At 71.3% G+C, this 24,060-nt stretch carries 24 protein-coding genes; 11 read left to right on the top strand and 13 right to left on the bottom strand.

The features are described 5' to 3' along the window. Positions 1 to 14: 14 nt before the first annotated feature. Complete coding sequence (mshD, locus tag AC2YHB_RS15495) at positions 15 to 863, bottom strand: mycothiol synthase (RefSeq protein WP_308645492.1); 849 nt, start codon at positions 861 to 863, stop codon at positions 15 to 17. Between the two features lie 145 nt (positions 864 to 1,008). Here mshD and AC2YHB_RS15490 point away from each other — a divergent pair, with 145 nt between their 5' ends. Continuing rightward, complete coding sequence (locus AC2YHB_RS15490; RefSeq protein ID WP_308645491.1) at positions 1,009 to 2,523, top strand: FMN-binding glutamate synthase family protein; 1,515 nt, start codon at positions 1,009 to 1,011, stop codon at positions 2,521 to 2,523. 81 nt (positions 2,524 to 2,604) lie between these two features. Here the strand turns inward: AC2YHB_RS15490 and AC2YHB_RS15485 are convergent, their stop codons facing one another. Further along, positions 2,605 to 3,351 (bottom strand): response regulator transcription factor, encoded by a 747-nt coding sequence (locus AC2YHB_RS15485; protein WP_036550867.1) that lies wholly within the window; start codon positions 3,349 to 3,351, stop codon positions 2,605 to 2,607. A gap of 133 nt (positions 3,352 to 3,484) precedes the next feature. On the opposite strand from AC2YHB_RS15485, the gene AC2YHB_RS15480 reads away from it, so the two are divergent. The 3 genes from AC2YHB_RS15480 to AC2YHB_RS15470 all read left to right on the top strand — a co-directional run bounded on the left by AC2YHB_RS15480 (position 3,485) and on the right by AC2YHB_RS15470 (position 6,236). Continuing rightward, positions 3,485 to 3,760, top strand: coding sequence for a MoaD/ThiS family protein (locus tag AC2YHB_RS15480; RefSeq protein ID WP_179648065.1), 276 nt, complete (start codon positions 3,485 to 3,487; stop codon positions 3,758 to 3,760). Positions 3,761 to 3,934: 174 nt separating this feature from the next. After that, positions 3,935 to 5,299 (top strand): O-antigen ligase family protein, encoded by a 1,365-nt coding sequence (locus tag AC2YHB_RS15475; protein WP_179648064.1) that lies wholly within the window; start codon positions 3,935 to 3,937, stop codon positions 5,297 to 5,299. Between the two features lies 1 nt (position 5,300). Continuing rightward, positions 5,301 to 6,236: a UDP-glucuronic acid decarboxylase family protein gene (locus AC2YHB_RS15470; RefSeq protein WP_036550872.1), complete on the top strand. Its 936-nt coding sequence runs from the start codon at positions 5,301 to 5,303 to the stop codon at positions 6,234 to 6,236. Between the two features lie 298 nt (positions 6,237 to 6,534). Here AC2YHB_RS15470 and AC2YHB_RS15465 read toward each other — a convergent pair whose 3' ends face one another. The 4 genes from AC2YHB_RS15465 to AC2YHB_RS15450 are packed head-to-tail and all read right to left on the bottom strand — an operon-like array spanning position 6,535 to position 10,191. Then, positions 6,535 to 7,254, bottom strand: coding sequence for a sugar transferase (locus tag AC2YHB_RS15465; RefSeq protein ID WP_036550875.1), 720 nt, complete (start codon positions 7,252 to 7,254; stop codon positions 6,535 to 6,537). Positions 7,255 to 7,281: 27 nt separating this feature from the next. Continuing rightward, positions 7,282 to 8,010 (bottom strand): hypothetical protein, encoded by a 729-nt coding sequence (locus AC2YHB_RS15460; protein WP_179648063.1) that lies wholly within the window; start codon positions 8,008 to 8,010, stop codon positions 7,282 to 7,284. Continuing rightward, on the bottom strand, positions 8,007 to 9,197 hold the full coding sequence (locus AC2YHB_RS15455) for a glycosyltransferase family 4 protein (protein ID WP_179648062.1): 1,191 nt from the start codon (positions 9,195 to 9,197) through the stop codon (positions 8,007 to 8,009). Before AC2YHB_RS15455 ends, AC2YHB_RS15460 begins: the two co-directional genes overlap by 4 nt. A gap of 13 nt (positions 9,198 to 9,210) precedes the next feature. Continuing rightward, complete coding sequence (locus AC2YHB_RS15450; protein WP_036550882.1) at positions 9,211 to 10,191, bottom strand: NAD-dependent epimerase/dehydratase family protein; 981 nt, start codon at positions 10,189 to 10,191, stop codon at positions 9,211 to 9,213. Between the two features lie 193 nt (positions 10,192 to 10,384). Between AC2YHB_RS15450 and AC2YHB_RS15445 the strand changes: the two genes are divergently transcribed. From AC2YHB_RS15445 to AC2YHB_RS15435, 3 genes are read left to right on the top strand one after another with little or no spacing between them, the layout of a single operon-like run. Next, a complete protein-coding gene (locus tag AC2YHB_RS15445; RefSeq protein ID WP_179648061.1) occupies positions 10,385 to 11,617 on the top strand; it encodes an MATE family efflux transporter in 1,233 nt (410 codons plus the stop codon). Between the two features lie 33 nt (positions 11,618 to 11,650). Further along, complete coding sequence (locus AC2YHB_RS15440; RefSeq protein ID WP_179648060.1) at positions 11,651 to 12,847, top strand: hypothetical protein; 1,197 nt, start codon at positions 11,651 to 11,653, stop codon at positions 12,845 to 12,847. 44 nt (positions 12,848 to 12,891) lie between these two features. Then, positions 12,892 to 13,758 carry a sulfotransferase domain-containing protein gene (locus AC2YHB_RS15435; RefSeq protein ID WP_036550889.1) on the top strand — a complete coding sequence of 289 codons (867 nt, stop codon included), beginning with the start codon at positions 12,892 to 12,894 and terminating at the stop codon, positions 13,756 to 13,758. A gap of 27 nt (positions 13,759 to 13,785) precedes the next feature. On the opposite strand, the gene AC2YHB_RS15430 is transcribed toward AC2YHB_RS15435, so the two are convergent. The 3 genes from AC2YHB_RS15430 to AC2YHB_RS15420 are packed head-to-tail and all read right to left on the bottom strand — an operon-like array spanning position 13,786 to position 16,559. Then, the gene (locus AC2YHB_RS15430) at positions 13,786 to 14,850 is read right to left on the bottom strand and encodes a glycosyltransferase (RefSeq protein WP_179648059.1); all 1,065 of its coding nucleotides are present in this window, start codon (positions 14,848 to 14,850) and stop codon (positions 13,786 to 13,788) included. A 23-nt stretch (positions 14,851 to 14,873) separates the two neighbouring features. After that, positions 14,874 to 15,860: a GDP-mannose 4,6-dehydratase gene (gmd, locus tag AC2YHB_RS15425; RefSeq protein WP_036550893.1), complete on the bottom strand. Its 987-nt coding sequence runs from the start codon at positions 15,858 to 15,860 to the stop codon at positions 14,874 to 14,876. 24 nt (positions 15,861 to 15,884) lie between these two features. Beyond that, a complete protein-coding gene (locus AC2YHB_RS15420) occupies positions 15,885 to 16,559 on the bottom strand; it encodes an LbetaH domain-containing protein (protein WP_487354242.1) in 675 nt (224 codons plus the stop codon). 115 nt (positions 16,560 to 16,674) lie between these two features. On the opposite strand from AC2YHB_RS15420, the gene AC2YHB_RS15415 reads away from it, so the two are divergent. Genes AC2YHB_RS15415 through AC2YHB_RS15400 form a run of 4 tightly spaced genes read left to right on the top strand, consistent with a single transcriptional unit; the run spans position 16,675 to position 19,865 of the window. Next, positions 16,675 to 17,520, top strand: a complete 846-nt coding sequence (locus tag AC2YHB_RS15415; RefSeq protein ID WP_179648057.1) for an SAM-dependent methyltransferase — start codon at positions 16,675 to 16,677, stop codon at positions 17,518 to 17,520. Between the two features lie 16 nt (positions 17,521 to 17,536). Continuing rightward, the gene (locus AC2YHB_RS15410) at positions 17,537 to 17,785 is read left to right on the top strand and encodes an acyl carrier protein (RefSeq protein ID WP_179648056.1); all 249 of its coding nucleotides are present in this window, start codon (positions 17,537 to 17,539) and stop codon (positions 17,783 to 17,785) included. Next, on the top strand, positions 17,782 to 19,137 hold the full coding sequence (locus AC2YHB_RS15405) for a class I adenylate-forming enzyme family protein (protein ID WP_179648055.1): 1,356 nt from the start codon (positions 17,782 to 17,784) through the stop codon (positions 19,135 to 19,137). The genes AC2YHB_RS15410 and AC2YHB_RS15405 overlap by 4 nt, the downstream gene beginning before the upstream one ends. Then, entirely contained in the window at positions 19,134 to 19,865 is a 732-nt protein-coding gene (locus AC2YHB_RS15400; protein ID WP_036550902.1) for an SDR family NAD(P)-dependent oxidoreductase, read from the top strand. Before AC2YHB_RS15405 ends, AC2YHB_RS15400 begins: the two co-directional genes overlap by 4 nt. 293 nt (positions 19,866 to 20,158) lie before the next feature. Here AC2YHB_RS15400 and AC2YHB_RS15395 read toward each other — a convergent pair whose 3' ends face one another. The 4 genes from AC2YHB_RS15395 to AC2YHB_RS15380 are packed head-to-tail and all read right to left on the bottom strand — an operon-like array spanning position 20,159 to position 24,001. Then, positions 20,159 to 21,124, bottom strand: a complete 966-nt coding sequence (locus tag AC2YHB_RS15395) for a GDP-mannose 4,6-dehydratase (protein WP_179648054.1) — start codon at positions 21,122 to 21,124, stop codon at positions 20,159 to 20,161. After that, on the bottom strand, positions 21,121 to 22,317 hold the full coding sequence (locus AC2YHB_RS15390; RefSeq protein WP_487354241.1) for a glycosyltransferase family 61 protein: 1,197 nt from the start codon (positions 22,315 to 22,317) through the stop codon (positions 21,121 to 21,123). The genes AC2YHB_RS15395 and AC2YHB_RS15390 overlap by 4 nt, the downstream gene beginning before the upstream one ends. A gap of 10 nt (positions 22,318 to 22,327) precedes the next feature. After that, the gene (locus AC2YHB_RS15385; protein ID WP_179648052.1) at positions 22,328 to 23,137 is read right to left on the bottom strand and encodes an FkbM family methyltransferase; all 810 of its coding nucleotides are present in this window, start codon (positions 23,135 to 23,137) and stop codon (positions 22,328 to 22,330) included. Positions 23,138 to 23,152: 15 nt separating this feature from the next. Then, the gene (locus tag AC2YHB_RS15380) at positions 23,153 to 24,001 is read right to left on the bottom strand and encodes a TylF/MycF/NovP-related O-methyltransferase (RefSeq protein ID WP_179648051.1); all 849 of its coding nucleotides are present in this window, start codon (positions 23,999 to 24,001) and stop codon (positions 23,153 to 23,155) included. Positions 24,002 to 24,060: the final 59 nt, after the last annotated feature.

Below are 24,060 nucleotides of genomic sequence, written 5' to 3'. Positions count from 1 at the left end.
CCAGATCACGGCGCTCACGCCCGCCGGTACTGCACGTGCGTGTCCGCCGGGGCGTGCGTGAAGCCGAGGCTCTCGTAGACGTGGCGGGCGGGCGCGTTGTCCGACTCGACGTACAGGATCACCTCGGCCACCCCTCGGGAGGCGAGGTGCTGCAGGCCGGCGACGGTGAGCAGCCGGCCCAGGCCCCGTCCCTGGGCCGTGGGCTGGATGCCGACGACGTACACCTCGCCGGTGTGCTGGTCGTGCTGCTTGGTCCAGTGGAAGCCGAGGAGCTCGCCGTCGTCGTCGACGGCCAGGAGCAGGCCGGCCGGGTCGAACCACGGCTCCGCCATCCGCTCGGCCAGCCCGTCGCGGTCGAGCGCGCCCTGCTCGGCGTGGTGGGCGAAGGCCGCGGCGTTGACCGCGAGGAGGGCGTCGGCGTCGCCGTCGCCGTAGTCGCGGATGCGGATCCCGTCGGGCGTCGCCACCGCCGGCAGGGGTACGACGGTCGGGCGCCTCATGACCCACAGCTCCCGTGCGCGGGCGAAGCCGAGCCGGTCGGCCAGCGTGCGCGCCGCGGGGTGGTCGCCGTGGGACCACGCGGTCAGCTCGCCCGGGGCGGCGACGGCCAGGTCGGCCAGCCGGGCGCCGAGGCCTCGGCCGCGGGCCTCGGGCGCGACGACGAGGTCGACCTCGGTGCCCCGCCGCAGCGCGAAGCCGTCGGTCGTGACGTGCGCGTCGAGGCCGTCCAGCCCGTGGTGCTTGAGACGCAGCAGGGCGGCCTCGTCGAGGGGCTCCGCGCCGTCGTACATGCCCGCCGCCGCGGCGACGGCCTCGATCGCGGCGAGCGCGGCGGGACCGGTCAGGAACGTCTCGGGGGGCACGTCTCGACGCTATCTCGCGCGGCGACGGCCGGGGACAGCGCCCCGGACCGGCCCCGGTGCTCGACGTTTCCCACCGTTTACATGCGACAGGGCGACACGGTAGACCTGCCCCATGAAGCTCAGCCACGCGGTAGGTGGGGCAGCCGTGGCCCTGGGAGCCGTCGCCGTGCGCGACCTGGTCCAGAAGAGGCACGCGCTCCAGCGGAACTTCCCGGTCATCGGCCACGCCCGGTACTGGCTGGAGACGATCGGGCCGGAGCTGCGGCAGTACATCGTCACCAGCAACGAGGAGGAGCGGCCCTTCAGCCGCGACCAGCGCACCTGGATCTATGCGTCCAGCAAGGAGCAGAACAGCTACTTCGGCTTCGGCACCGACGTCGACGTCGAGCACACGCAGGGCCACGCGTACATCAAGCAGCGCACCTTCGCCGACAAGCTGCCGAGCGACCAGGACCACAACTGGACCTTGCCCGCCGCGAAGGTCCTCGGTGGTCCCCGCGGCCGCGCGAAGGCGTTCCGTCCGGGGTCCGTGGTCAACGTGTCGGCGATGAGCTTCGGGTCCCTGTCCTCGAACGCCATCACGGCCATCAACAAGGGTGCGGCCGCCGCGGGCTGCCTGCACAACACGGGCGAGGGCTCGATCTCGCCGTACCACCGCAACGGGGCGGAGCTGGTGGTCCAGATCGGCACGGCCTACTTCGGGTGCCGCGACGAGCACGGCAACTTCTCCCTCCCGCGTCTCAAGGCGATGGTCGAGTCGGCGCCGGTCAAGGCCCTGGAGATCAAGCTGAGCCAGGGTGCCAAGCCGGGCCTCGGCGGCCTGCTGCCGGCGCCCAAGGTGACCCCGGAGATCGCCGAGATCCGGGGCATCCCGGTGGGCAAGGACTGCTCCTCGCCATCGCGGCACACCGCCTTCCACGACGTGGACTCGATGCTCGACTTCGTCGAGATGCTCGCCGCGGAGACCGGCCTGCCGGTCGGCATCAAGTCGGCCGTCGGCGCGATGGACTTCTGGGAGGAGCTCGTCCGGTTGATGGAGCCACGCCAGCGCGGCGTCGACTTCATCACCGTCGACGGCGGCGAGGGCGGCACCGGCGCGGCGCCCCTGATCTTCGCCGACTCCGTCTCGCTGCCCTACCGGATGGGCTTCTCGCGGGTCTACGGCACCTTCGCCGAGCTCGGCCTGACCGACGACGTCACCTTCATCGGCTCGGCCAAGCTGGGACTCCCGGACAACGCCACGGTGGCGTTCGCCCTCGGCGCGGACATGATCAACGTCGCGCGCGAGGTGATGCTCTCGATCGGCTGCATCCAGGCCCAGAAGTGCCACACCGACCACTGCCCCACGGGCGTCGCGACCCAGAACCCGTGGCTCGTGCGCGGCCTGGACCCGGTGTCGAAGGCGGAGCGCGCCGCGGTCTACCTGCGCACACTGCGCAAGGAGCTCACCCGGGTGTCGGCCGCCGTCGGCGTCGCGCACCCGTCGCTGATCACCTGCGCCGACGTCGACATCTTCAACGGCGACTACGACGCCCGCTCACTGGCGTCGGTCTACGGGTACAAGGACGGCTGGGGCGAGCTGGGACCCGCGTTGCGCGAGGAGGTGCTGCGCTTCATGCACCTCTCCGACCACTTCGACGAGAAGGGGCACACGTCGTGATCGGGCCGATGTCGTAGGTCAACGACCGGGTTCCGGGACGCGTCACTCCGACCTCGCAGGCTCGGCCCTAGCCGACGCTCCTCAACCCTCGGCCGCGGCGGCCTCGCGCTCGGCGACCCGGGCCGCGTCGGCCTCCGCCGCGCTGTCCTTGGACGGCAGCACGAAGCGGTAGCCGACATTGCGGACGGTGCCGATCAGCGTCTCGTTCTCGGGGCCGAGCTTGGCGCGCAGCCGCCGCACGTGGACGTCGACGGTGCGCGTGCCACCGAAGTAGTCGTAGCCCCAGACCTCCTGGAGCAGCTGCTGGCGGCTGAACACCCGCCCGGGGTGCTGGGCGAGGAACTTGAGGAGCTCGAACTCCTTGAAGGTGAGGTCGAGCACGCGCCCGCCGACCTTCGCGGTGTACGTCGCGTCGTCGACCACGACCTCGCCCGAGCGGATCACGTGGGCGTCCGGGTCGGCGGCGTCGCGCGCGGCGGTGAGCCGGCCGATGGCGAGCTTGATGCGCGCCTCGAGCTCGGCCGGACCGCAGGTGTGCAGCACGACGTCGTCCATGCCCCAGTCGTGGTTGACCACGGCGAGGCCACCCTCGGTGGCGACCAGGATGACCGGCACGTCGGTGCCGGTCGTGCGGATCAGCCGGCAGAGGTCACGCGACCCGGCGAGGTCCTGGCGCCCGTCGACGAGCAGCAGGTCGGCCTCGGGCGCCTCGAGCAGGGCGCTGCCCTCGGCCGGCAGGATCTTCACGTGGTGGCCGAGCAGCGCGAGGCCGGGCAGCACCTCCGCGGAAGGCTGAAGGGCACTGGTCAGGAGCAGAAGAGTGCTCACCTGGGTCTCCTCACTGGCACCTGCAGGTCATGCAGGACCGTGTCGAGAGACCGAAACGCAACGCTGGGCCCCGGCCGGTTTTCGTGTAGGGAAGGATAGCGAAACAGCACGGCAACCGGGAAGGGTCGCGACGGTGAATGAGACCGAGGTCATCAGGGTCCGCTACTGGGCCGCTGCCCGCTCCGCTGCCGGTGTGGCGGAGGAGACGGTCGACGCCGGCGGACCGATGACGCTGGTCGAGCTGCGCGACGAGGTGGTCCGCCGCCACCCCGGCGGCCGGTTCGGCGACGTCGTCCGGGTGTGCTCGGTGCTGGTGGGGGAGCGGCCGGTCTCCTCGGGCGACCCGGCCGCGGTCGTCGTACGGCCGGGGGACACGGTGGAGTTCCTGCCGCCCTTCGCCGGCGGCTGATCCGGCCGGACACCGGCAAGCCCCCACCATCGGAGACCGGTATGCCGTCGTGCCGCCGCCTGGCGATGCACGCACCCGGAGCACCGGGCATTCCCGGACAACTTCCGGGGTGACCACTAGACTCCCCGAGGTCGGTCGCCTTCGACGTCCGACGCCGCTTGACCGAGGAGAGCAGTGCCCAACGAGACGACCGCGCGCCCCCAGCAGGTGGCCCGGCCCTTCGTCGCGCCTGCGGGCAGCAACGCCGCGATCACCTTCGTGACCGTCGCCCTCCTCGTCGGCCTCGTCTACCTCGCCAACACCGGCGACCTGGTCACCGCGCTGGTCACCGTCGGTGTCGCGCTGTACGTCGCCCTGCTGAGCGTCCTCGGCTCGACGCGTCTCGGCATCCTCACGCTGGCAGGCGCCTTCTTCACGGCGCCGGCGTACAAGGGACTGGCTCCCGAGGGCGCGACGATCACGCCGACCGACGCGCTGCTGGTGGTGGGCTTCGCGCTGCTGCTCCCGGAGATGCTCCGGGGCCGGCTGAAGCTGCCGTTGACCTACATCGTCGGCATCGTGATCGTCTTCGCGTTCGGCATGGTCGCGACGCTGCGCTCCGAACGCTCGCTCGAGAGCGCCTTCGCCCTCGTCTTCTGGCTGATCGTGATGATCGCCTTCCCGATCGCGATCCTGCTGTGGCGGCCGAGCCGCACGGTCATCCGCGGGCTGGCATGGACCTACGTGCTCGGCCACATGGCCAGCTGGGCCGGCGGCATCCTGACAGGCGGCATCACCGCCCAGGGCCGGCACTTCGGCATGACGAACCACCCCAACTACTTCGCCGAGGCCGCGATCATGGCGATCGCGCTGCTCATCTTCCTGTTCTTCGAGTACCAGCACTGGGTCATGAGGACCGTCATCCTCGGCTTCGCCGGCCTCACCGGGATCTCGATCCTGCTCAGCGGCAGCCGGGGCGCCACGATCGTCGTCGCGGTGCTCGTCGTGATGATCCCGATCGTGGAGCGCTCGGCGATCACCGGCTTCTTCTACGCCGTGTGCGGCGCGACCCTGGTGGCGGCCCTGCCGTTCGTCCTGCGGCTCACCGGCGACACCTCGGCCATCGACCGGCTGCTGGGCGGCGGCTCGGCGTCGGGGTCCGACCAGGCCCGCACCGCCGGGCTCGAGAGCGGTGTCGACCGGTTCTGGGCGAGCCCGTTCTTCGGGGACGGGCTGATCGACCTCTTCGACATCCACAACAACGTGCTGCAGGTCGCCGTCGGCGTCGGCATCTTCGGGCTGTTCGGGTTCCTGCTCGTGATGTTCGCCTTCGCCCGGCCGCTGTTCGGCGCCAGCCCCTACCGCCGCCTCTGCTACACCGTGTGGGGCTACATGGGCTGGGGTCTGCTGATCCCGAGCCTCTACGACCGCACGCTGTGGATCCCGATGTGCCTGGCCGCGATCTGCTGGCTCTCAGCCGACGACCAGGACGGCACGACCGAGGCCACGCCGGCCGCGGCGGCCACCACCGAACCCCCCAAGACGATGGCGAGGAACTGACATGCGGGTGCTCGTGACGGGAGGCGCCGGGTTCCTCGGCTCCCACCTCTGTGATCGGCTGGTCGCCGAGGGCCACGACGTGCTCTGCGTCGACAACTACTACACCGGCACGAAGGACAACATCGCCGGACTGCTGGGCAACCACCGGTTCGAGCTGATGCGTCACGACGTGACCTTCCCGCTGTACGTCGAGGTCGACCGGATCTACAACCTGGCCTGCCCGGCCTCGCCGATCCACTACCAGCGCGACCCCGTGCAGACCACGAAGACCAGCGTCCACGGCGCCATCAACATGCTCGGGCTGGCCAAGCGGGTCCGGGCGCGGATCCTGCAGGCCAGCACCAGCGAGGTGTACGGCGACCCCGAGGTGCACCCGCAGGTCGAGGAGTACTGGGGCAAGGTCAACCCGATCGGCATCCGCAGCTGCTACGACGAGGGCAAGCGCGCCGCGGAGACCCTGTTCTTCGACTACTGGCGGCAGCACTCGCTGGAGATCAAGGTGATGCGGATCTTCAACACCTACGGCCCGCGGATGCACCCCGACGACGGCCGGGTGGTCAGCAACTTCATCGTGCAGGCCCTGCGCGGTGAGCCGATCACCATCTACGGCGACGGCCAGCAGACCCGCAGCTTCTGCTACGTCGACGACCTCATCGAGGGCATGTGGCGGCTCATGGAGAGCCCGGCGGACTTCACCGGCCCGGTCAACGTCGGCAACCCGACCGAGAACACCATGCTGGAGCTCGCCGAGGCCGTCATCCGGCTCGTCGGCGGTCCGTCGAGGATCGAGCACCGCCCGCTGCCGTCCGACGACCCGCGCCAGCGGCGCCCCGACATCAGCCTCGCCCGCAAGGAGCTGGACTGGGAGCCGACCGTGGCGCTCGAGGACGGCCTGCGCGAGACGATCGACTACTTCCGGCACCGCCTGGCCCTCTGACGGCTCGGGTCGGCCGGCTGCGGGTCTGCGTCGGTGGCTCCGGGTCGGCGTCGGCTGCTCCGGGTCTGCGTCATACGAAGTGGTCGCTCGGACGACCGATCCGTATGACGTCCCGGGGCCGTCGACGACCCTCGCAGGAGACGTCATGCGAAGTGGTCGCCAGGGCGCTCGCTTCGTATGACGCAAACCAGCGGCGCCCGGCCGCGACCCCCGACGTACGACACCCCCGACGTACGACGAAGGCCGCCCCCGATGGGGGGCGGCCTTCGTCGTGTCCCTGCGGTGGAGGGGTGGAGCGTCAGGCGACGTCGGTCGCGCGGGCGTCCTCGACGAGCACCTCGCGGTGGCGGCGCTCGCGGGTCGGCTTGGTGTGGCGGTCGATCAGGTCCATCACGCCCTGGTAGTCCAGGGGCTGCTTGATGTGGGCCACGATCAGCACGGTCGAGAGCAGGACGGTGAAGTCGAGGCGCAGGCGGTAGCCGTGCATGACCGCGCGGCAGTAGGCGCCCTCGATGCGCAGCCGCTCGGAGTCACTGAGCGAGTCGCGGCCGACGAGCTGGACCGGACCGGTCAGGCCGGCGGGGGTCAGGAAGCGGTCCTCCGCGTAGGGGTACTCGTCGCGCAGGCACTGCATGACGTTCTCCGGCAGCGGCCGGTTGCCGACGATGCTCATCTCGCCGCGGACCACGTGGATCAGCTGCGGGATCTCGGTGAGCCCCAGGCTCTCGAGGATCCGGCCCGGCCGCGTGTAGAGCGGCGAGTCGGGCGGGATGTTCAGGAACCGGACGCCCTCGACGGGGACCGTCTGGCGGTTGACCAGCTTGTCGGCGTTCTTGACCATCGTGCGGAACTTGACCGTCCGCACCATCTGGCCGGACCGCACCCAGCGGTTCGACCGGTAGAACACCGGACGGCCCGACATCACGAGGACCATGAGGGCTGATCCGAGTAGAACCGGCACCCACGCGACGGCTGCGGTGATGGCCACGAACAGGTCGAACACACGCTTCGTCCGCATCGACTACCCACCTTCCCCGGAGAAGTACTAGTCCGTTTCGCCGGGCTCGGGGGGTGGCGGAACGGAACGTCTCGTTGAAGGCGTCAACGATCGAAGTGCTAAAGAGATACTCCTCACCAAGAACCAAATCCGAGAATCAATTCCAACGGTGCGCTCGACCCCACGGTCCGTGCTCCCGGCGGCCAGCGCGCGAGCGGCCAGCGACTGGTAGCTGGTGTGCAGCCGGAGGCGCCCACGGCGCTCCGCGGCGTCGAGGAGCCGGCCCGGGTAGAGGACCGAGAGGCTCGCCCGGCCACCGCGGCGGTTGCACTCGTCGACGAGCTCCTGGAGCTGCTGCTCGACGAGTGCCTTCCAGCCGCCGTAGTAGCGGCGGTCGGCGCCGGGCGCGAGGGCCAGGATGGTCGAGACCAGCACGATCCGGACCGGCCGGCCCGCCGCGAGCACCTGCTCGACGAAGCCCAGGTCGCGCACCACCCCCGCGGCGTCGTACGACGTCCGGGGGGTCTCGGGATGCACGGGGCCGAGCGCGGTGACGACCAGGCGCACGGGGCCGTCGCCGAGGGCGGCGATCCGCTCGGTGAGCTGACCGGCACCGGCGTCGACGACACGGGACGGGTCGAGGCCCGGCAATCCGGCGACGACGGTCGCGTCGGCCGCGTCGCGGGCGACGGCGAGCAGCGGCGCGCCGGAGAGCTGCGCGACGACCTCGCGACCCAGCCGGGTCTTCGGGCCGACCAGGACGACGGGACCCGTCACCGGCTGCTCCGCTCGAGGATGGTCTCGAACCGGTCGGCGCACCCGGCGAGGGCGAACTCGAGCTCGGCGAGGTCGCGGGACGCCTCGCCCAGCTCCTCCCGGAGCTCGTCGTCGGCCAGCACGCCCGCCGCCCAGGCCGCGGCGCCGGGCAGGGCCTCCGCGTCGGGGGCGACCACCAGGCCGCCGGCGCGGGTCACGAGCGCCGAGGCGAGGTTCTCCGACGGCATCATGCCGAGCACCGGGCGGCCGGCGCACAGGTAGGACAACGTCTTCGACGGCACCGAGAAGGCGCCTGCCTGCTGCTCGAGCAGCACCACCAGGATGTCGCCGCTGCCGAGGACCTCGGAGAGCCGCTCGTAGGGCTGGAAGGGCAGCAGGGTCACCGGCACGTCGAGGCGCTCGGCCTCGGCGCGGATCACCTCCACCGCGGGTCCCTCGTTGACGACGACCAGCCGGACCGGCCGGCCGGCGTCGATCACCTCGCGGGCCAGGCCCACCAGCAGCGTCGGGTTGTGCTTGAGGCCGAGCGTGCCGGAGTAGAGGAGCGTCGCGGTGTCGTCGAGGCCCTGTTCGGTGGCCCAGTCGTTCTTGCGGGGGACCGGGCGGATCTCGTCGAGGGGGGCCCAGTTCGGGATCACGGTCACCTTGTCCGCGGTGCCCCACTCCTCGTGGACCGGGACGAAGGACGGGGCGATCACCACGATCTCCGACGCCCGCCGCGACACCCACCTCTCGGCGACGCTGAAGACGGCGGCGACCACACGGAACATCCGGCCGAGCTTGTCGCCGGCGAACGACTTCACCGCGACGGCGTACACGTCCTGGTGCCAGAGCACCCACTTGCGCCGCAGCACGAGCATGCCGAGGGCGAAGACGACGAGGGTCGGGATCTGCGCGTTCGACAGCATCGCCGTCTGCGCGCGGGTACGACGGACCTGGCGGATCAGCTCCCAGCCGACGAGCGCCTCGACGAGCACCCTGCGGACGAAGCGGTCCTTGGCGATCGGCTCGGTCGGGCCGACCGGGTCGAAGGTCAGGGTCTCGCCGGGCTCGGCGACGAGGTGTCCCTTGCCGGACACCCAGCCGGGACAGTACGAGTGGGTGACGGCATGCCCCCGCCGGGCGAGCTCGCGGCTCAGCTCGACCTGGAAGGGGTGCCCGGAGTAGTCGTGGACGAGGATGCGCACGGGGGAGCGGATCTCAGCCCTGCGCGCGCTTGACCTGGTCGTAGACCCAGGCATAGGTCTTCGCGAGGCCGTCGGCGAGGCTGATCGACGGCTCCCAGCCGAAGACCTCGTTGATCTCGGTGTTGTCGGAGTTGCGACCCCGGACGCCCTGCGGCGCGGAGAGGTCGTACTTCCGCTCGCACTTGATGCCGGCGATGTCCTCGACGATCGAGTAGAGCTGGTTGATCGAGACCAGCTCGGCGGAGCCGAGGTTGATCGGCTCGACGTGGTCGCTCGCCAGGATCATCTGGGAGCCCTTCACGCAGTCGTCGATGTACATGAAGCTGCGGGTCTGCTCGCCGTCGCCCCAGATCTCGAGCTCGTGCCTGCCCGAGATGACCGCCTCCGCGATCTTGCGGCAGACGGCGGCCGGCGCCTTCTCGCGACCGCCGGTCCACGTGCCCTCGGGGCCGTAGACGTTGTGGTAGCGCGCCATGCGGGTGGTCAGGCCGAAGTCCTCGCGGAAGTGGCGGGCCATCCGCTCCGAGAAGAGCTTCTCCCAGCCGTAGCCGTCCTCCGGCATCGCCGGGTAGGCGTCGGACTCCTTGAGGGCCGTCACTGACGGGTCGGTCTGCTTGTCGGCGGCGTAGACGCAGGCCGACGAGGAGTAGAAGTAGCGCTCGACGTCGTACTTCTGCGCGGCCTGGAGCATGTGGGTGCTGGTCAGCACGGTCAGCATGCAGAGGGCCTTGTTGTTCTCGATGAAGCCCATGCCGCCCATGTCGGCCGCGAGCATGTAGACCTCGCGGGCGCCCTTGGTCGCGGCCTCGGCCTGGTCGAGGAGCGACAGGTCGCCGACGCTGTTCTGCGCGTCGGGGTGGACCTGGTACCACTCGTCGAGCGGCTTCACGTCGACCGACCGGACGGTCTTGCCCTGGGCGAGCAGGTCGGCGACCAGGTGGCCTCCGATGAAACCGCCGCCACCGGCGACCAGGACGTCCACGGGCGCGTTCATGCTGTATCTCCTCATAGATGGAACTCGAGCTGGACTCGACCTCGACAACGCCCCCCAGCGATGTCCGACCAACGAGTAGACCACGGCCGGGTCACGCCCCCGGACTCGAGACCAGACCTGACGTCAAGCCCACGGATCCGCGCACTGCCCACTAGGCTGCGTGCCGGCTGGCAGGACCACACGAAGGAGACCCGTGCGCGCTGAAGGTGCCGGGCGGCGGCTGAGCGTCGTCGTCGTGGACCAGGTGCTGTCGGGCGCGTCGAACATCCTGATCGCGCTGCTCTCCGCGCACCTGCTGGGCACCGCGGCCTTCGGCTACTTCGGCATGATCCTGGTGATCTACGCCGCTGCGCAGGGCGTGAACAGGTCCCTGGTCGGGGACCCGCTGATGGTCCACCCCGACGACGCCCGCCACCGTGCGGGTGCGCCGATCTCGGCTGCCCTCATCGTCGGTGGCGCGATCGGTGCGCTGGTCGCGGCCATCGGCGGGGTCTTCTGGTGGCTGGACGTCCCGATGGGTGTCGAGCTGGTCATCCTCGGGGCCGGCCTGCCGGGGCTGATCCTGCACGACCTCGGTCGGTACCTCGGGTTCGCGACCCAGCGGCCCTGGCGCTCGCTGTGGCTGGACCTGCTCTGGCTGGTGCTGATCCTCGGCGTCGTGGGCGTGCTGCTCGTGCGCGACGTCGAGAGCCTGCCGTGGTTCACCCTCGGCTGGGTCGGCAGCGGTGTCGCCGCCTCGCTGCTGGTCTTCGCCCAGCACCGGCCCCGGCTCGCGGGCGGACGGGCCTGGCTGCGGGAGCGGTGGTACTACTCCTGGCGCTTCCTGCTCTCGTTCGTGGCGCTGCAGGGATCGACCCTCGGCTTCTCCGTGGTGATCGCCGTGGTGGCCGGCGCCAAGGCGATGGGTGCCGTCCGCGGCGTCCTCCTCCTGCTGCGGCCCTACATGACCTTCCAGACCGCGTCCGTCGCGGCCGGTGTCGCCGAGGTCGCCAACGACCCCGACAGCTACCGCGACGGCGGACACCTGCGGCGGACCGTCATCGTGTCGCTCGCCGTCGCCGCCGTGAACGCCGTCATCCTGCTCGTCCTGCCCGACGCGCTCGGCCGGCTCGTCCTCAGCGACACGTGGGACGCCACCGAGGCGCTGCTGCTGCCGGCCTGCGTCCAGATCCTGGCGCTGGGCCTGATCGCCGGCCCCCGCGCCCACCTCATCGGGTCGAAGGCGGTCTCGGTGACCGTCCCGATCGACATCGCCTCCACCGTCGTCACCCTCGTGCTCGGGACGATCGGGGTTTTCATCGACGGTGCGTACGGCGCTTACTGGGGGGTGAGTAGCGGAAGCGTCCTCGCTGCGTTGATGTGGTGGTCGGCGTTGTCCATCCGCTCCCGCACCCCAGCGCGGCACCGCGTCGAACCCACCCCCTGAACAACCCCCCACCCCCACCGGAGGTCTCCCGGCGTGACCGGCCCGACGTACTGCACGATCCTTGCCACCAACTACCTGCCGAAGGCACTGGCGCTCGCCGACAGCCTCGTGCGCCACGACCGCGGCGAGCTGGTCGTCCTGCTCATCGACGCCCAGCACGAGCGAGACCACGACCTGCCGGAATTCCCCGACCTGCCGGGCGTCCGCATCGTCGGCACCGACTTCCTCGGGCTGCCGCTCGAGGACGTGCTGGCCATGACGACGTACTACGACCTCGTCGAGTTCGCGACCGCGATCAAGCCGCTCTTCTTCAAGCGCCTGCTGGAGACGAGCGAGCAGGTCTTCTACCTCGACCCCGACACCTACCTGACCTCGCCGATGGAGGAGCTCCCCGGCGAGCTCGCGGCGAGCACGGGCGGGGTGCTGCTGACGCCGCACTTCCTCCACCCGATCCCGCCCGAGGCGCCCGTGACCGAGGGCCACCTGCTCCAGGTCGGCGTGTTCAACCTGGGCTTCTGCGGCTTCGACCGCCGGGCGATCCCGGCCCTGGACTGGTGGTGGGCCCGCCTCCAGTGGGACTGCCTCTTCGACTACCTCAACGGCCTGTTCGTCGACCAGAAGTGGATGGACATGGGCTCCGACCTCTTCGAGGCCCGCAGCCTGCGCCACCACGGCTACAACGTCGGCGTCGTCAACCTGCACGAGCGCCCGCTCGGCCTGGACGCCGACGGCTTCCACATCGTCGGCACCGACGACCGGCTCCGGCTGTTCCACTTCCACGCCTTCGACACCAGCCGGCCGCAGGAGCTGTCGACGCGGTTCGACATGTCGACGGCGCACATGCGCACCGAGAGCGCCGCGGTCGACCAGCTCTGCAAGGAGTACGCCGCCGACGTGATGCGCCACGAGGAGCGACTCCCGGACGCGCCGTCGTACCGCTACTGGAACGACACCGAGGGCCGCCGGATCCCGCGGCGGCTCCGCCGTGCCTGGCGGGTGCAGGCCCGCAGCGGCCAGCGTCCGCCGTCGCCCTTCGACCCCGCCCAGGCGGCCGCCTGGACGGCCTGGCGACGCAGCGCGTGGAAGACCCTCGCCAAGGAGCTGTCGGTCGACGCGGCCAAGAGCGCGCGCATGTCGATGCCGGAGGAGTTCGGCAACTTCAAGAAGCGCTTCCCCAAGGCCGTGAACGCCGTGACGTCGCGCATGGGCCGCGGCGGCATGTTCGGCTGAGCCGCCGTCGTCGCCCCGAGCCACCCGATCCGAGAGAGCAGAGCATGTCCAGCTTCGACGCCCGTGAGTGGGCAACCCGCACCCTCAACTGGCCCCCCGCGCGCAACACGGCCAAGCGCGCCGTCCACCTCGCCGCGCGGGCGCGCGGCCGGGCCCTGGAGGCACGCCACGCGGTCCCGGACCCGGCAGTGATCATCGCTGCGGGACCGCAGAAGGCCGGTAGCCAGTGGATCAAGGCCCTCTTCGACCACCCGCTGGTGCGCGGTGCGGCCGGCACGATCACCCTGCCGCAGCTCGACTACCAGCTGACCCCGCCGCGCAACGGCTTCCCGGCCGGCACGTTCGTGCCCGGCTTCTACGGCAGCTACCAGGAGTACCTCGCCCTGCCGAAGCGGCACCCGCACCGGCTCGTCTACCTCGGCCGCGACCCCCGCGACCTGGTGGTCTCCGGCTACTGGTCGGCGGTGGAGACGCACCGCCCGACCCACCTCGAGGAGGCCGAGCGGCTGCGCGAGGAGATGAAGCAGATGTCGATGGGCGACGCGATGATGACCATCATCGAGCTGAGCGGCGAGCACTTCGCCGCCATGGCGTCGTGGGCCGGGGTCGACGACCCCGAGGTCGCCCGCTTCCGCCTCGAGGACGTCCGTGCCGACGCGGAGGGCCCGGTGCGCGCGATGCTCGCCCACTGCCGCATCGAGCTCTCGGAGGCCGACCTCGCAACGGTGCTCAACGACACCTCGAGGGACGCCCTGCGGGCCAAGGACCTCGAGCAGCGCAGCGCCGACAGCGAGTCGCACTACCGCAAGCGTGCCTCGCGCCACCAGGAGGTCTTCGAGCCGCGGCACCACGCCGCGCTCGAGGAGGTCGCGCCCGGGCTCGTGGAGCTGCTCGGCTACCAGCCGGCCTGAGGCGCGCGCCGGACCGGCGCTGCGGTCTCAGCCCTCCAGCGCGCTCCGGGTACGACGGATGGTGCGCTCCCACGTGAAGGTGTCCGCCCACGCGCGAGCAGCGGCGAGGGCCTCGTCGTCGACCGACTCCGCCCGCAGGACGGCGTCGGCGAGCGCCGCCGGCGTCCAGTCGGCCATCACCGTCGCGTGACCGCCGGCCACCTCCAGGCAGGCCGGCTCGGGGCCGATCACGACCGGCTTGCCGAGCGCCATCCCCTCGACGGTCGGCAGGCCGAAGCCCTCGAAGTCGCTGGGGAACACGATCATCCGCGCGGCGGCGATGACCTGCTGGAACTCCTCGTCCGGCAGGAAGGGCGCGAGCCGCACGACGTCGGCGATGCCGCGCTCGTCGATCGCGGCCTGCAGGGCGGGCTTGCGGGCGCCGCCGACCCCGAGCACGAGCAGCTCCGGCGCCTTCTCGCCGCGGGCGACCAGGTCGGCCCAGGCGTCGAGCAGCAGGTCCGGGTTCTTGTTGCTGTGGTGGGCGAAGGACACCGCCGGCCCGGTGCGGTCCGGCTGCGGCCAGGCGCGGACGTGGTCGGCGCCCAGGTGCGCGACGACCGCTGGCTTGCGGGCGGTCGACGGGTGCAGCCGGTGGAGGTCGTCGAGGCTGCGCTGGGAGATGGCGATGAACGAGTCGGCCATCTGGTAGGTCCGGCCGTAGGAGACGGCCCGGATCAGCCGGCGGCCGCGGCTGAACTGCTCGGGACGCAGCTCGTGGCGCAGGTCGAGGATGATCGTCGCCAGCCGGCCCTCGCCCAGCGAGAGCACCGACGTGGTCGGTGCCGTCGCCAGCACCGCGTCGGGCCGCAGCCGGCGCGCGAGCGAGCGCATGCGGGTCGTCTGCGCCCACGGCCGGCCCACGACGTACGGGCGCGGGACGGGGAGCTTGTGCAGGGTGTGCGGGGTCCCGGCGCCGATCGTCGAGTCGGCCGGCACGGCCACGTGCAGCTCGTCGTCGGGGTGGACGTCGTGCCACTGCAGCAGCACGGCGTCGATGAGGGTCCGGATGCCGCCGAACTCGGCGGCCATCGCGTCGATGAGGATCTTCATCGCGTGCCCGGGACGCCCCGGTCTCAGCCCTCCTGCTTGTGCGCGACCAGGCGACCGAGCTGCTCGATGTCGGCGTCGACCATCAGCTCGGCCAGGCCCTTCGCGTCGGTCGACGGCTTCCAGCCGAGGACCTCGCGCGCCTTGGAGGCGTCGCCGATGAGGGCGTCGACCTCGGTCGGACGCTCGTAGGCCTCGTTGTAGCGGACGTGGTCCTCCCAGTTGAGGCCCGCGTGGCTGAAGGCGTACTCGGCGAACTCACGGACCGTCGTACCGATGCCGGTGGCGAGGACGTAGTCCTGCGGCTCGTCGTGCTGCAGCATCCGCCACATGCCCTCGACGTACTCCTTGGCGTAGCCCCAGTCGCGGATCGCGTCCAGGTTGCCGAGGGTGAGGTGGTCGGTGATGCCGAGCTTGATCGACGCGACGCCGAGGGTGATCTTGCGGGTCACGAAGGACTCGCCGCGACGCGGGGACTCGTGGTTGAAGAGGATGCCGGAGACCGCGAAGAGGTCGTAGGCCTCGCGGTAGTTGACCGTCACCCAGTGGGAGTAGAGCTTGGCGGCGCCGTACGGCGAGCGCGGGTAGAACACCGTGCCCTCGTCCTGCGGCGGCGGGGTCGCGCCGAACATCTCCGACGTCGACGCCTGGTAGAAGCGGCAGTCGATGCCGGCGGCCCGGATCGCCTCGAGCAGGCGCAGGGTGCCCACCGCGTCGGTGTTGGCGGTGTACTCCGGCAGCTCGAAGGAGACCTTCACGTGGCTCTGCGCACCGAGGTTGTAGACCTCGTGCGGCTCGATCGCGTGCACCAGGTTGACCAGGCTGACGCCGTCGGTGAGGTCGCCGTAGTGCAGGTGGAGGTTCTCGGTGCCGCCCAGGTGGTCGATCCGCGACCGGTTGAGGGTCGAGTGGCGCCGGACCAGCCCGTGGACCTCGTAGCCCTTCTCGAGCAGGAGCTCGGCGAGGTAGGACCCGTCCTGTCCGGTGATGCCGGTGATCAGCGCGCGCTTCATGGGCGCAGAGCCTATAGGTGACCCTCAGGCCCCATTGGCCCATTCCGTCATCTGCTCCTCGACCTGCTGCTGGCGGCCCTGCCGGTGGAAGAACTTCAGCGTCTCCGGGAGGGTCCGCACCGCCTCGGCCGGGTTGCCGCGGTAGAGCGTGAGCTCGTCCTTCAGTTTGGTGACCACGACGGAGCCGGCCGAGACCACCGAGCGGTTGGGGATCGCGGTGTTGTTCTGCATCGTGCAGCCCGACATCAGTACGCCGTAGTCGCCGATCGTCACCTTGCCCGGCTGGAAGAGGTCGGTGACCAGGTTGAGGTTGTGGGTGAGGATCTGCGACCCGAAGCCCGCGACGGCCGCCTGCTTGCCCAGGGTGACCCGGTCGGTGACGTCGATGTTGTGGCCGACGGTGATCAGCGCGAAGTCGTCCATCACCAGCGACGGGTCGCGGTGCGGGTGCTTGGGGTAGACGGGCGCGCCCTTGGGCACGCCGACGATCCAGTTGCGCGACGAGATCGTCGCCCCCTCGCCCATCCGCAGCTCGGACAGGTGGCGGATCGTGTTGCCGGGTCCGATGCTCGCGTGCGGGCCCATCACGAGCCGGTCGACCATGACCAGGCTGCGTCCGAGATGGGCGGTGGGGTGGATCTCCCAGCCGAGCAGGCGGGAGGCCACGAGCCGTTTGAGGGTGCCGGGGAGCATAACCATCAGCAGGCAGATCAGTTGTCGCATCGCATCCCCCGTTGAGGTGGTTGGATGGGCGCGACTGTAGCGGTCGACGCGCAGACGACGTTCGGATTGATCTCAGAAGGGCCCCCCAACCTTGAGCACGACCGATCTCGATGGCGCCAGCCACGAGCCCGAGAAGCACTACGACCGCGTCCACGAGGCGTGGCGCCTGATCATGGGCGAGGAGTTCCACTACGGATACTTCGCGACCCCGACGACGCCGCTCGAGCAGGCCACCGCCGCGCTGACCGCGCAGATGCTCCAGCGCGCGGCCATCACCGCCGGTGACCGCGTCCTCGACGTCGGCTGCGGCACCGGCCGCCAGGCCTGCGACCTCGTCGAGGAGTACGACGCCCGGGTGCTCGGCATCACGACCAGCGGCGCCGGCGTGGCCGCTGCCACCGAGCTGGCCGCGAGCCGCGGGCTCGACGGTGCCCGCTTCGAGCAGCGCGACGGCACCGACAACGGCCTGCCGGACGGCTCCTTCGACGTCGTCTGGGCGCTGGAGTCCTCGCACCTGATGCGGGACCGCAAGGCGCTGCTGTCCGAGGCCGCGCGGGTGCTCGCCCCCGGCGGACGCCTCGTTCTGTGCGACATCATCAACCGCCGCCGGATCCCGTTCCTCGAGGTGCGGGCCCGGCGCGACGACTTCGCGGTGCTGCGGGCGGCCTTCGGCGACGCCCACATGCTGCCCCTGTCGGACTACACCGGCTGGCTCGAGGAGCTCGGCCTGCAGGTGACCGACGCGACCGACATCTCCGACGAGACGCTCCCGACGTTCGAGGCCTGGCGCAGCAACTGCGCGACCCACGAGCACGAGATCGTGGAGCTCATCGGCGAGCAGGCACGGGACGAGTTCGTCCGCTCGTGCGACATCCTCGAAGGGCTGTGGAACGACGGCACCTTCGGCTACGGCATCCTTGGCGCAGCCAAGCCCTGATCGGAAGGACCCAGACGTGACCGCAGACCGTGTGCGTGGAGTGATCGCCACGTTCCTCACCGGAGCCAAGAAGGCGTTCGACCCCGAGCTGCCGGGCGACACCGACCTCTACGGCGGTGGCCTGGAGCTCGACTCGCTCGAGGCCGCCGAGCTCTCGGCGATGCTCGAGGACGAGTTCGGCACCGACCCGTTCTCCGCGGGCGAGGAGATGCCGGAGACCGTCGGCGAGGTCCTCGCGTTCTACGAGGCCGCCGCGACCGCATGATCGATCTCCTCGAGCGCGCCGCGGCAGGGGAGCCCAGCTCCCCGGCCGTGGTGACGCACCGGGGCTCGTGGACCTATGCAGAGGTCCTCGCCGCTGCCCGCAACGTGGCCGCGGCACTCGTCGAGCGCGGGATCACCCGGTTCGCCGTCGTGGAGGAGGACGCCGCGCGGCTGGTGCCGCTGCTGGCCGGTGCCGCCCTCGCCGGTGCCGAGCCCTGCCAGTACCAGCCGGACACCGACCCGGCCGAGCTCGCCGACCACGCGGCGCAGCTGGGCCACGACGTGGTCGTCTCCCGTCGTACGGACCTCGGCGAGTCCTTCCAGGTCGTCGACCCCGACGCGCTCCTGGCGCACGTGGGGGAGCCACCCGCCGCGTCCGCCGGCCAACCGCTCCTGATCCGCACCACGGGCACGACCGGCGCGCCGAAGGCCGCCCGCCACGACTGGCGGGTGCTGTCCGGCACGGTCGCCGGCGCCCGGCAGCGCCCCGGCCAGCGCTGGCTGCTCGCCTACGGTCCGCACCAGATGTCCGGGGTGCAGGTGCTCATGCACGTCCTGGGCAGCGGAGCCACGCTCGTCGCACCCTTCCCGCGCCAGCCCCGCGACGGCCTCGCCGCGCTGCTCGACCCCGGCGTCGACTGCGTGAGCGCGACGCCGACGTACTGGCGCTTCCTGCTCGCCGAGGCTCGCTCCCGCGGAGTCGATCTGCCCCCGCTGCAGCAGGTCACGCTGGGCGGCGAGGCGGTCCCGCCGGACCTGCTGGCCGCCGTCCGCGCCGCGTTCCCGACCGCCCGCGTCTCGCAGGTCTACGCGTCGACCGAGCTCGGCTCGGTCGCCTCGGTGACCGACGGCCGGCCCGGCATCAGCGCCGACCGGCTGCACTCCGACGCCAACCCCGACGGCACCCTCAAGGTCGTCGACGGCCAGCTGTGGGTGCGCTCCGGCGTCGGCATGCTCGGGTACGTCGGCGAGCCCGACGTCGCCACCGAGGACGGCTGGCGCGCCACCGGCGACCTCGTCGAGGTGGTCGGTGACCGCATCGAGTTCCGCGGCCGGGACTCGGAGGTCATCAACGTCGGCGGGGTGAAGGTCCACCCGCTGCCCGTCGAGAACCGGATCACCGCGGTGACCGGGGTCGAGGCGGCGCGCGTCTTCGGGCGCGCCAACAGGCTCACCGGCGCCATCGTCGCCGCCGAGATCGTGCCGTCGGCGGACGCCGACCACGACGAGCTCAAGGCGGCCGTCCGGGCCGCCGTCGAGGACCTGCCGCGGGCCTGGCACCCGCGCAGCATCACGTTCGTTGCCGCCCTCGAGACCAAGGGCGGCAAGACGATCAGGAGGATCGAAGGATGACCGCAACTCCGGTGGCACTCATCACCGGCGGCAGCAAGGGCCTCGGCGCCGGCATGATCGACGTCTTCCTGAGGGAGGGCTACGCGGTCGCGACGTGCGCACGGTCCCGCAGCGCCAAGGTGGACGAGTGGGAGCGCGAGCACCCCGACCGCTTCTGGTTCGCGGTCGCCGACGTCTCGAAGGAGGCCGACGCGACGGCGTACGTCAAGGACGCCGTGGAGCGCTTCGGCCGCATCGACGCCCTGGTCAACAACGCCGGCGTCGCGCGCGAGGGCGTGATCGGCCTCTTCAACGACGAGGACATCGACACGGTCGTCGACCTCAACATCAAGGGCACCGCCTATGTCACCCGCGCCGCCAGCCGGGTGATGCTGCGCCAGCGCAGCGGCAGCATCGTCAACATCTCCTCGGTCGTCGGCATCTCCGGCTACCGCGGCCTGTCCGTGTACGGCGCCACGAAGGCCGCCCTCGACGGCATGACCCGGGCGCTGGCCCGTGAGCTGGGCTCGCGCGGCATCACGGTGAACTCCATCGCGCCGGGCTACCTGCGCACCGAGATGAGCCACGGCCTCGACGAGGCGCAGCTCGGCCAGATCGAGCGGCGTACCCCCATGGGTCGCCTCGGCGACGCCGAGGACGTCGCGCGGGCCGCGCTCTTCCTGGTCTCGCCCGACAACCGGTTCGTCACGGGGCAGGTGCTGGCCGTCGACGGTGGCCTGACCTGCTGATCGGTCGGCCTGCTGGGTCGCCGCCGGGTTGCGTCATACGAACCGGGCGCTGGGGCGACCGCTTCGTATGACGTCCCACGCCCGGGGCCGGTCGGGCGGGTTTGCGTCATGCGAATCGCGCGCTGGGGCGACCGCTTCGTATGACGTCCCACGCCCGCGACCGGTCGGGCGGGTTTGCGTCATGCGAATCGCGCGCTGGGGCGACCGCTTCGTATGACGTCCCACGCCCGCGACCGGGGCCGCCCGGACTCCGACCGCGCAAGGTGGACTCGAAGGAGGACTCGAAGGAGGACTCAGAGGTAGCGCGGGTCGTCCTCGACGCCGCTGCGCACCCGCTCCAGGTCGACCTCGACCATGCGCGCCACGAGGTCGGCGAAGGACGTCGTCGCCCGCCAGCCGATCGCCTCGGCGGCCGGCTCGGGGTCGGCGCGCAGCACCTTGGAGTCCGCGGGCCGCACCAGGTCGGGGTCCTGGACGATCCGCGACCACGGGTCCTCGACGCCGGCGGCGGCGAAGGCCACCTCGACGAGGTCGGCCAGCGAGTGGTCGATGCCCGTGCCGAGCGGCAGGTCGACCGGTTCGTCGCGGCGCAGCATGCGGACGAATGCGTCGACGTACTCGGCCGCGTGGCCCCAGTCGCGCCGGACGTCGAGCGTGCCGAGGGTCAGCTCGTCGCTGCGGCCCAGGGCGATCGCGGCCGCGCCGCGGGTGATCTTGCGGAACACGAAGCCGGGCGGGCGGATCGGGCTCTCGTGGACGTAGAGGCGGGCGTACGACGCGTGCAGGCCCTCCGCCCGGGCCTTCTCCACGACACGCTCGGCGTCGGCCTTGGCGCGGGCGTAGGGGCTGTCCGCGGCCTGGCCGACGACCTCGGCCGACGACGCCTGGAAGAGGCGCACCGGGCGGCCTGCAGCCGTCAGCGCGTGCGCCGCCTCGACGAGGTCGACGACGGTGTCGAGGTTGACCCGGCGGGTCAGTTCGGGCTCCTCCCAGCTGCGACCGACGGAGCTGAGGGCGGCGAGGTTGTAGACCTCCTGCGGCGCGATGTCGGCGACCAGTGCCCGCAGGGTGGCGCCGTCGGTGATGTCGGCCTCGCGCACCTCCATCCCCGGGAGGTACGCCGCCACGCGCGGCCCGCTCGCGCTGCCCGGGCGGGCGACCCCCACGACGCGCAGCCCGTCCGCGAGCAGCCGCCGGGCGAGGTAGATGCCGTCCTGGCCGGTGACGCCGGTGACCAGCGCGGTCGGCGCGGAGGTCATGACGCGAGCAGCTGGTCGAGGGCGTCCATGATCGGCCCCGGCTGCAGCTCGATGTCCTGCATCAGCTCGTTGTCGCCCGTGCCGACCGGGGTCGGGGCGACGAGGTAGCGGTAGCGCGAGTCGGGGATGTTGGAGGTCATCGCCCAGTAGCAGTGGACGGTGTAGCCGGGTGCGAACAGCTCGAGCACCCGCACGCCGTCGCGGCAGAACGCCAGGTTGGTGAGGGCGGCGCCGTGCGGGGCCACGACCACGCGAGCCGCGGCGAAGTGGTCGATCTGCTCCTGCACCGACAGGCTGCCGGGGTCGACGCAGGTGAAGCCACGCTGCTCGAGCGCGGCCCGGACGGCGTCCTCGTTGACCATGCGGCGCGTGTTGGGCGTCGTACCGCGGGTGACGTAGATCTTCTCCGGCAGGCCCGTGGTCTCCTTGGCCGGCAGGTTCTCGCGCAGCCAGCGCTGCGACTCCGGCGGCCCGTCCATCACGGCGTTGGGCAGCGACGGCACCAGCAGCCGCTTCGCCTGCAGGTGGAAGCCGGGGCCGGGGGTCAGCACCCGGTCCGGCTCGATGCCGAGCATCCCGAGCAGCTGCTTCTGGTAGCCGGTGTGGCGGTCGAGCACCCACACGTCCGGACGGACGTCGGCGAAGGCCTCCTGCAGGAGGCCGATGCGGGGCAGCTCGTCGGTGACGAAGTGGTAGAAGTTGTGGCCCGTCCCGCGCGCGGAGAGCACCGCCACGGTTCCGTCGACGACCTCGGGCCTCGCCGGCCACGGGTTCCAGAACACGGGGTGCTCGCGCCACGACGAGATGCCGAAGTAGTGGCTGGTCTCGCTGTCGAGGATGCCGCCCGCCGTGACGACCGCGCCGTGCCGGCTGATGAGCTGCCCGCCCGCCAGCTCGAGCACGAACCGCTCGGGGATCTCGGTCCGGGTGCGCGAGGACAGGAAGGTCAGGCCCGCGGGGTCACCCGCCGGCGCCGGGCGGTCGAGGGTGACCGCCGGCGACACCGGGTGGAAGGTGACCGTGCCGGGCTCTGCGGTCGCGGTGGCGCGCGACGTCGCCGACCCCGCCCGCACCCCGTCGCGCAGCGGCCCGGTGGTGTGGCGGGAGACGGCGCCGATCGCGAGCGCGCCGGCACGGTGTCCCCGCTTGACCAGCGGCCACAGCGGCTGGAGGCGACTCGGGAGCCGGCTCATCGTCGGGAGGTCATGCGCGCCGGAGCCAGACCATCCCCAGGCCCGGCTCGGTGCCGTCCTCCTGGTGGTACGGCGTCAGGCCCAGGGGCGCGAGGAAGGCGAGGAGCTCGTCGAGCGAGTGGCCGGCCACCGGGTGGTACTCCAGCGCGACCGCGCGCACGTCCGCCCAGGACGCGGGGGAGGAGCGGAGCACGACGTCGTACTCGGCGCCCTCGACGTCCATCTTCACCAGCTCGACGGGGTTGCCGTCGGCCCGCGCGGCGGCGACCGCATTGTCGAAGGAGACCGCCGGGACGACGACCTCCTTCCCCTCGCGCGCCGTGATGCCGTTGAGCACGCTGGCGTCGCCGTTGTCGATGAGCGAGAACTCGCCGTCCTCGCCGGCCAGCGCGGCGGCGTGCACGCTCACCCGCGAGGCGAGGCCGTTGTCACGCACGTTGCGCTCGGCGTACGACGCACTGGTCGGCGACGCCTCGTAGACGTGGACCGTCGCCTGCGGCAGCTCGGCGGCCACCGCGAGCGCGAAGCACCCGACCTGGCCGCCGATGTCGAGCACGGCCGCCTTCGGCGACAGGCCCCGCGTCAGCTCGGCCATGCCGTAGGCGTCGTCGGCGAAGATCTCGTAGATCGGGTAACGGGCACCGTCGGCGTTCGGGATGGTCACCTGGTAGCCGTTGCGCAGGTGCAGGGTCATCTCGTCGCGGGCGAAGCGCGTCCGCTGCGTCCCGAGGTCCCAGAAGACCGTGGGGAAGTTGCGGAACAGGCCCGGCGTCTGCCGGATGCGCTTGGTGAGGTGGGAGGTGCTGCGGAGGGCAGGCACGTGGATCCCTTCGGGTCAGGACTTGCGCCAGTAGGCGCCGTTGCCGTCGATGTCGATGATCTCGTCGGTGATGCCGTGCTGCTCGCGGTAGTCGTGGACCGCCTTGCCGGCCTGGTCGGGCAGCGTGCCGTAGTCGTCGATGATGCAGAAGCCGCCGGGCGACAGCTTCGGGTAGAGCGCGTCGAGCGCCTGGATCGTCGACTCGTAGAGGTCGCCGTCGAGGCGGATGAGCGAGTAGCTCTCGGCGGGCGCCGTGGGCAGCGTGTCCTTGAACCAGCCGACGAGGAACTTCACCTGGTCGTCGAGCAGGTTGTAGCGCTCGAAGTTGTGGCGCACCGCGGCCTCGCCGACGGACAGGCCGGTCTGGAGGTAGAAGGTGTCGCCCTGGTCGGCCGGGAAGTCCTTGACGTTCGGCGCCGGCAGGCCCTGGAACGAGTCGGCGAGCCACACGGTCCGCTTGGTGTCGCCCCACGCCTTGAGGTTGGCGCGCATGAAGATGCACGCGCCGCCGCGCCAGACGCCGGTCTCGATGAAGTCACCGGGGACGTCGTCCTCGATGATCGCGCTGATCGCGTCCTGGATGTTCTGCATCCGCTTGAGGCCGATCATCGACTCCGAGCGGGCCGGCCAGTCGCTTCCGGTCTCGCGCAGGGCGGGGTCGTAGGGCTTCTTGTAGGAGATCTCGAAGCCGAACTTCTGCGCCGCGCTGCCGGCCGCGTTGGCCAGCTTCTTCTTCAGTGACGGGGATCCGGCGGTCCGGACACCGCCCAGGATCGAGTCGTTGTCCTCCATCAGGGCGCCCGTCAGGGTGCGCTTCATCAGGTCGAGGTAGAGCTCGCGAAGCTCGTCGGGGGTCGTCGTCACCGGGCGAAGATAGCAGGGCTTATCAGTACTGATGCGACGTCTTCGAAACTTCTCGGGAA

It is taken from the genome of Nocardioides sp. SRI_004, from assembly GCF_057586415.1.
The sequence above is the reverse complement of the archived record's forward strand: the minus strand, read 5'-3'. Positions and strand labels throughout refer to the sequence as shown.

What these genes read in the sequence shown, in the direction of transcription:
- AC2YHB_RS15470 (WP_036550872.1), top strand. Translation starts at nt 5,301, where the DNA reads ATGCGGGTGCTCGTGACGGGAGGCGCCGGGTTCCTCGGCTCCCACCTC.
- AC2YHB_RS15465 (WP_036550875.1), bottom strand. Translation starts at nt 7,254, where the DNA reads ATGCGGACGAAGCGTGTGTTCGACCTGTTCGTGGCCATCACCGCAGCC.
- AC2YHB_RS15450 (WP_036550882.1), bottom strand. Translation starts at nt 10,191, where the DNA reads ATGAACGCGCCCGTGGACGTCCTGGTCGCCGGTGGCGGCGGTTTCATC.
- AC2YHB_RS15435 (WP_036550889.1), top strand. Translation starts at nt 12,892, where the DNA reads ATGTCCAGCTTCGACGCCCGTGAGTGGGCAACCCGCACCCTCAACTGG.
- AC2YHB_RS15430 (WP_179648059.1), bottom strand. Translation starts at nt 14,850, where the DNA reads ATGAAGATCCTCATCGACGCGATGGCCGCCGAGTTCGGCGGCATCCGG.
- gmd (WP_036550893.1), bottom strand. Translation starts at nt 15,860, where the DNA reads ATGAAGCGCGCGCTGATCACCGGCATCACCGGACAGGACGGGTCCTAC.
- AC2YHB_RS15420 (WP_487354242.1), bottom strand. Translation starts at nt 16,559, where the DNA reads ATGGTTATGCTCCCCGGCACCCTCAAACGGCTCGTGGCCTCCCGCCTG.
- AC2YHB_RS15405 (WP_179648055.1), top strand. Translation starts at nt 17,782, where the DNA reads ATGATCGATCTCCTCGAGCGCGCCGCGGCAGGGGAGCCCAGCTCCCCG.
- AC2YHB_RS15400 (WP_036550902.1), top strand. Translation starts at nt 19,134, where the DNA reads ATGACCGCAACTCCGGTGGCACTCATCACCGGCGGCAGCAAGGGCCTC.
- AC2YHB_RS15395 (WP_179648054.1), bottom strand. Translation starts at nt 21,124, where the DNA reads ATGACCTCCGCGCCGACCGCGCTGGTCACCGGCGTCACCGGCCAGGAC.
- AC2YHB_RS15390 (WP_487354241.1), bottom strand. Translation starts at nt 22,317, where the DNA reads ATGAGCCGGCTCCCGAGTCGCCTCCAGCCGCTGTGGCCGCTGGTCAAG.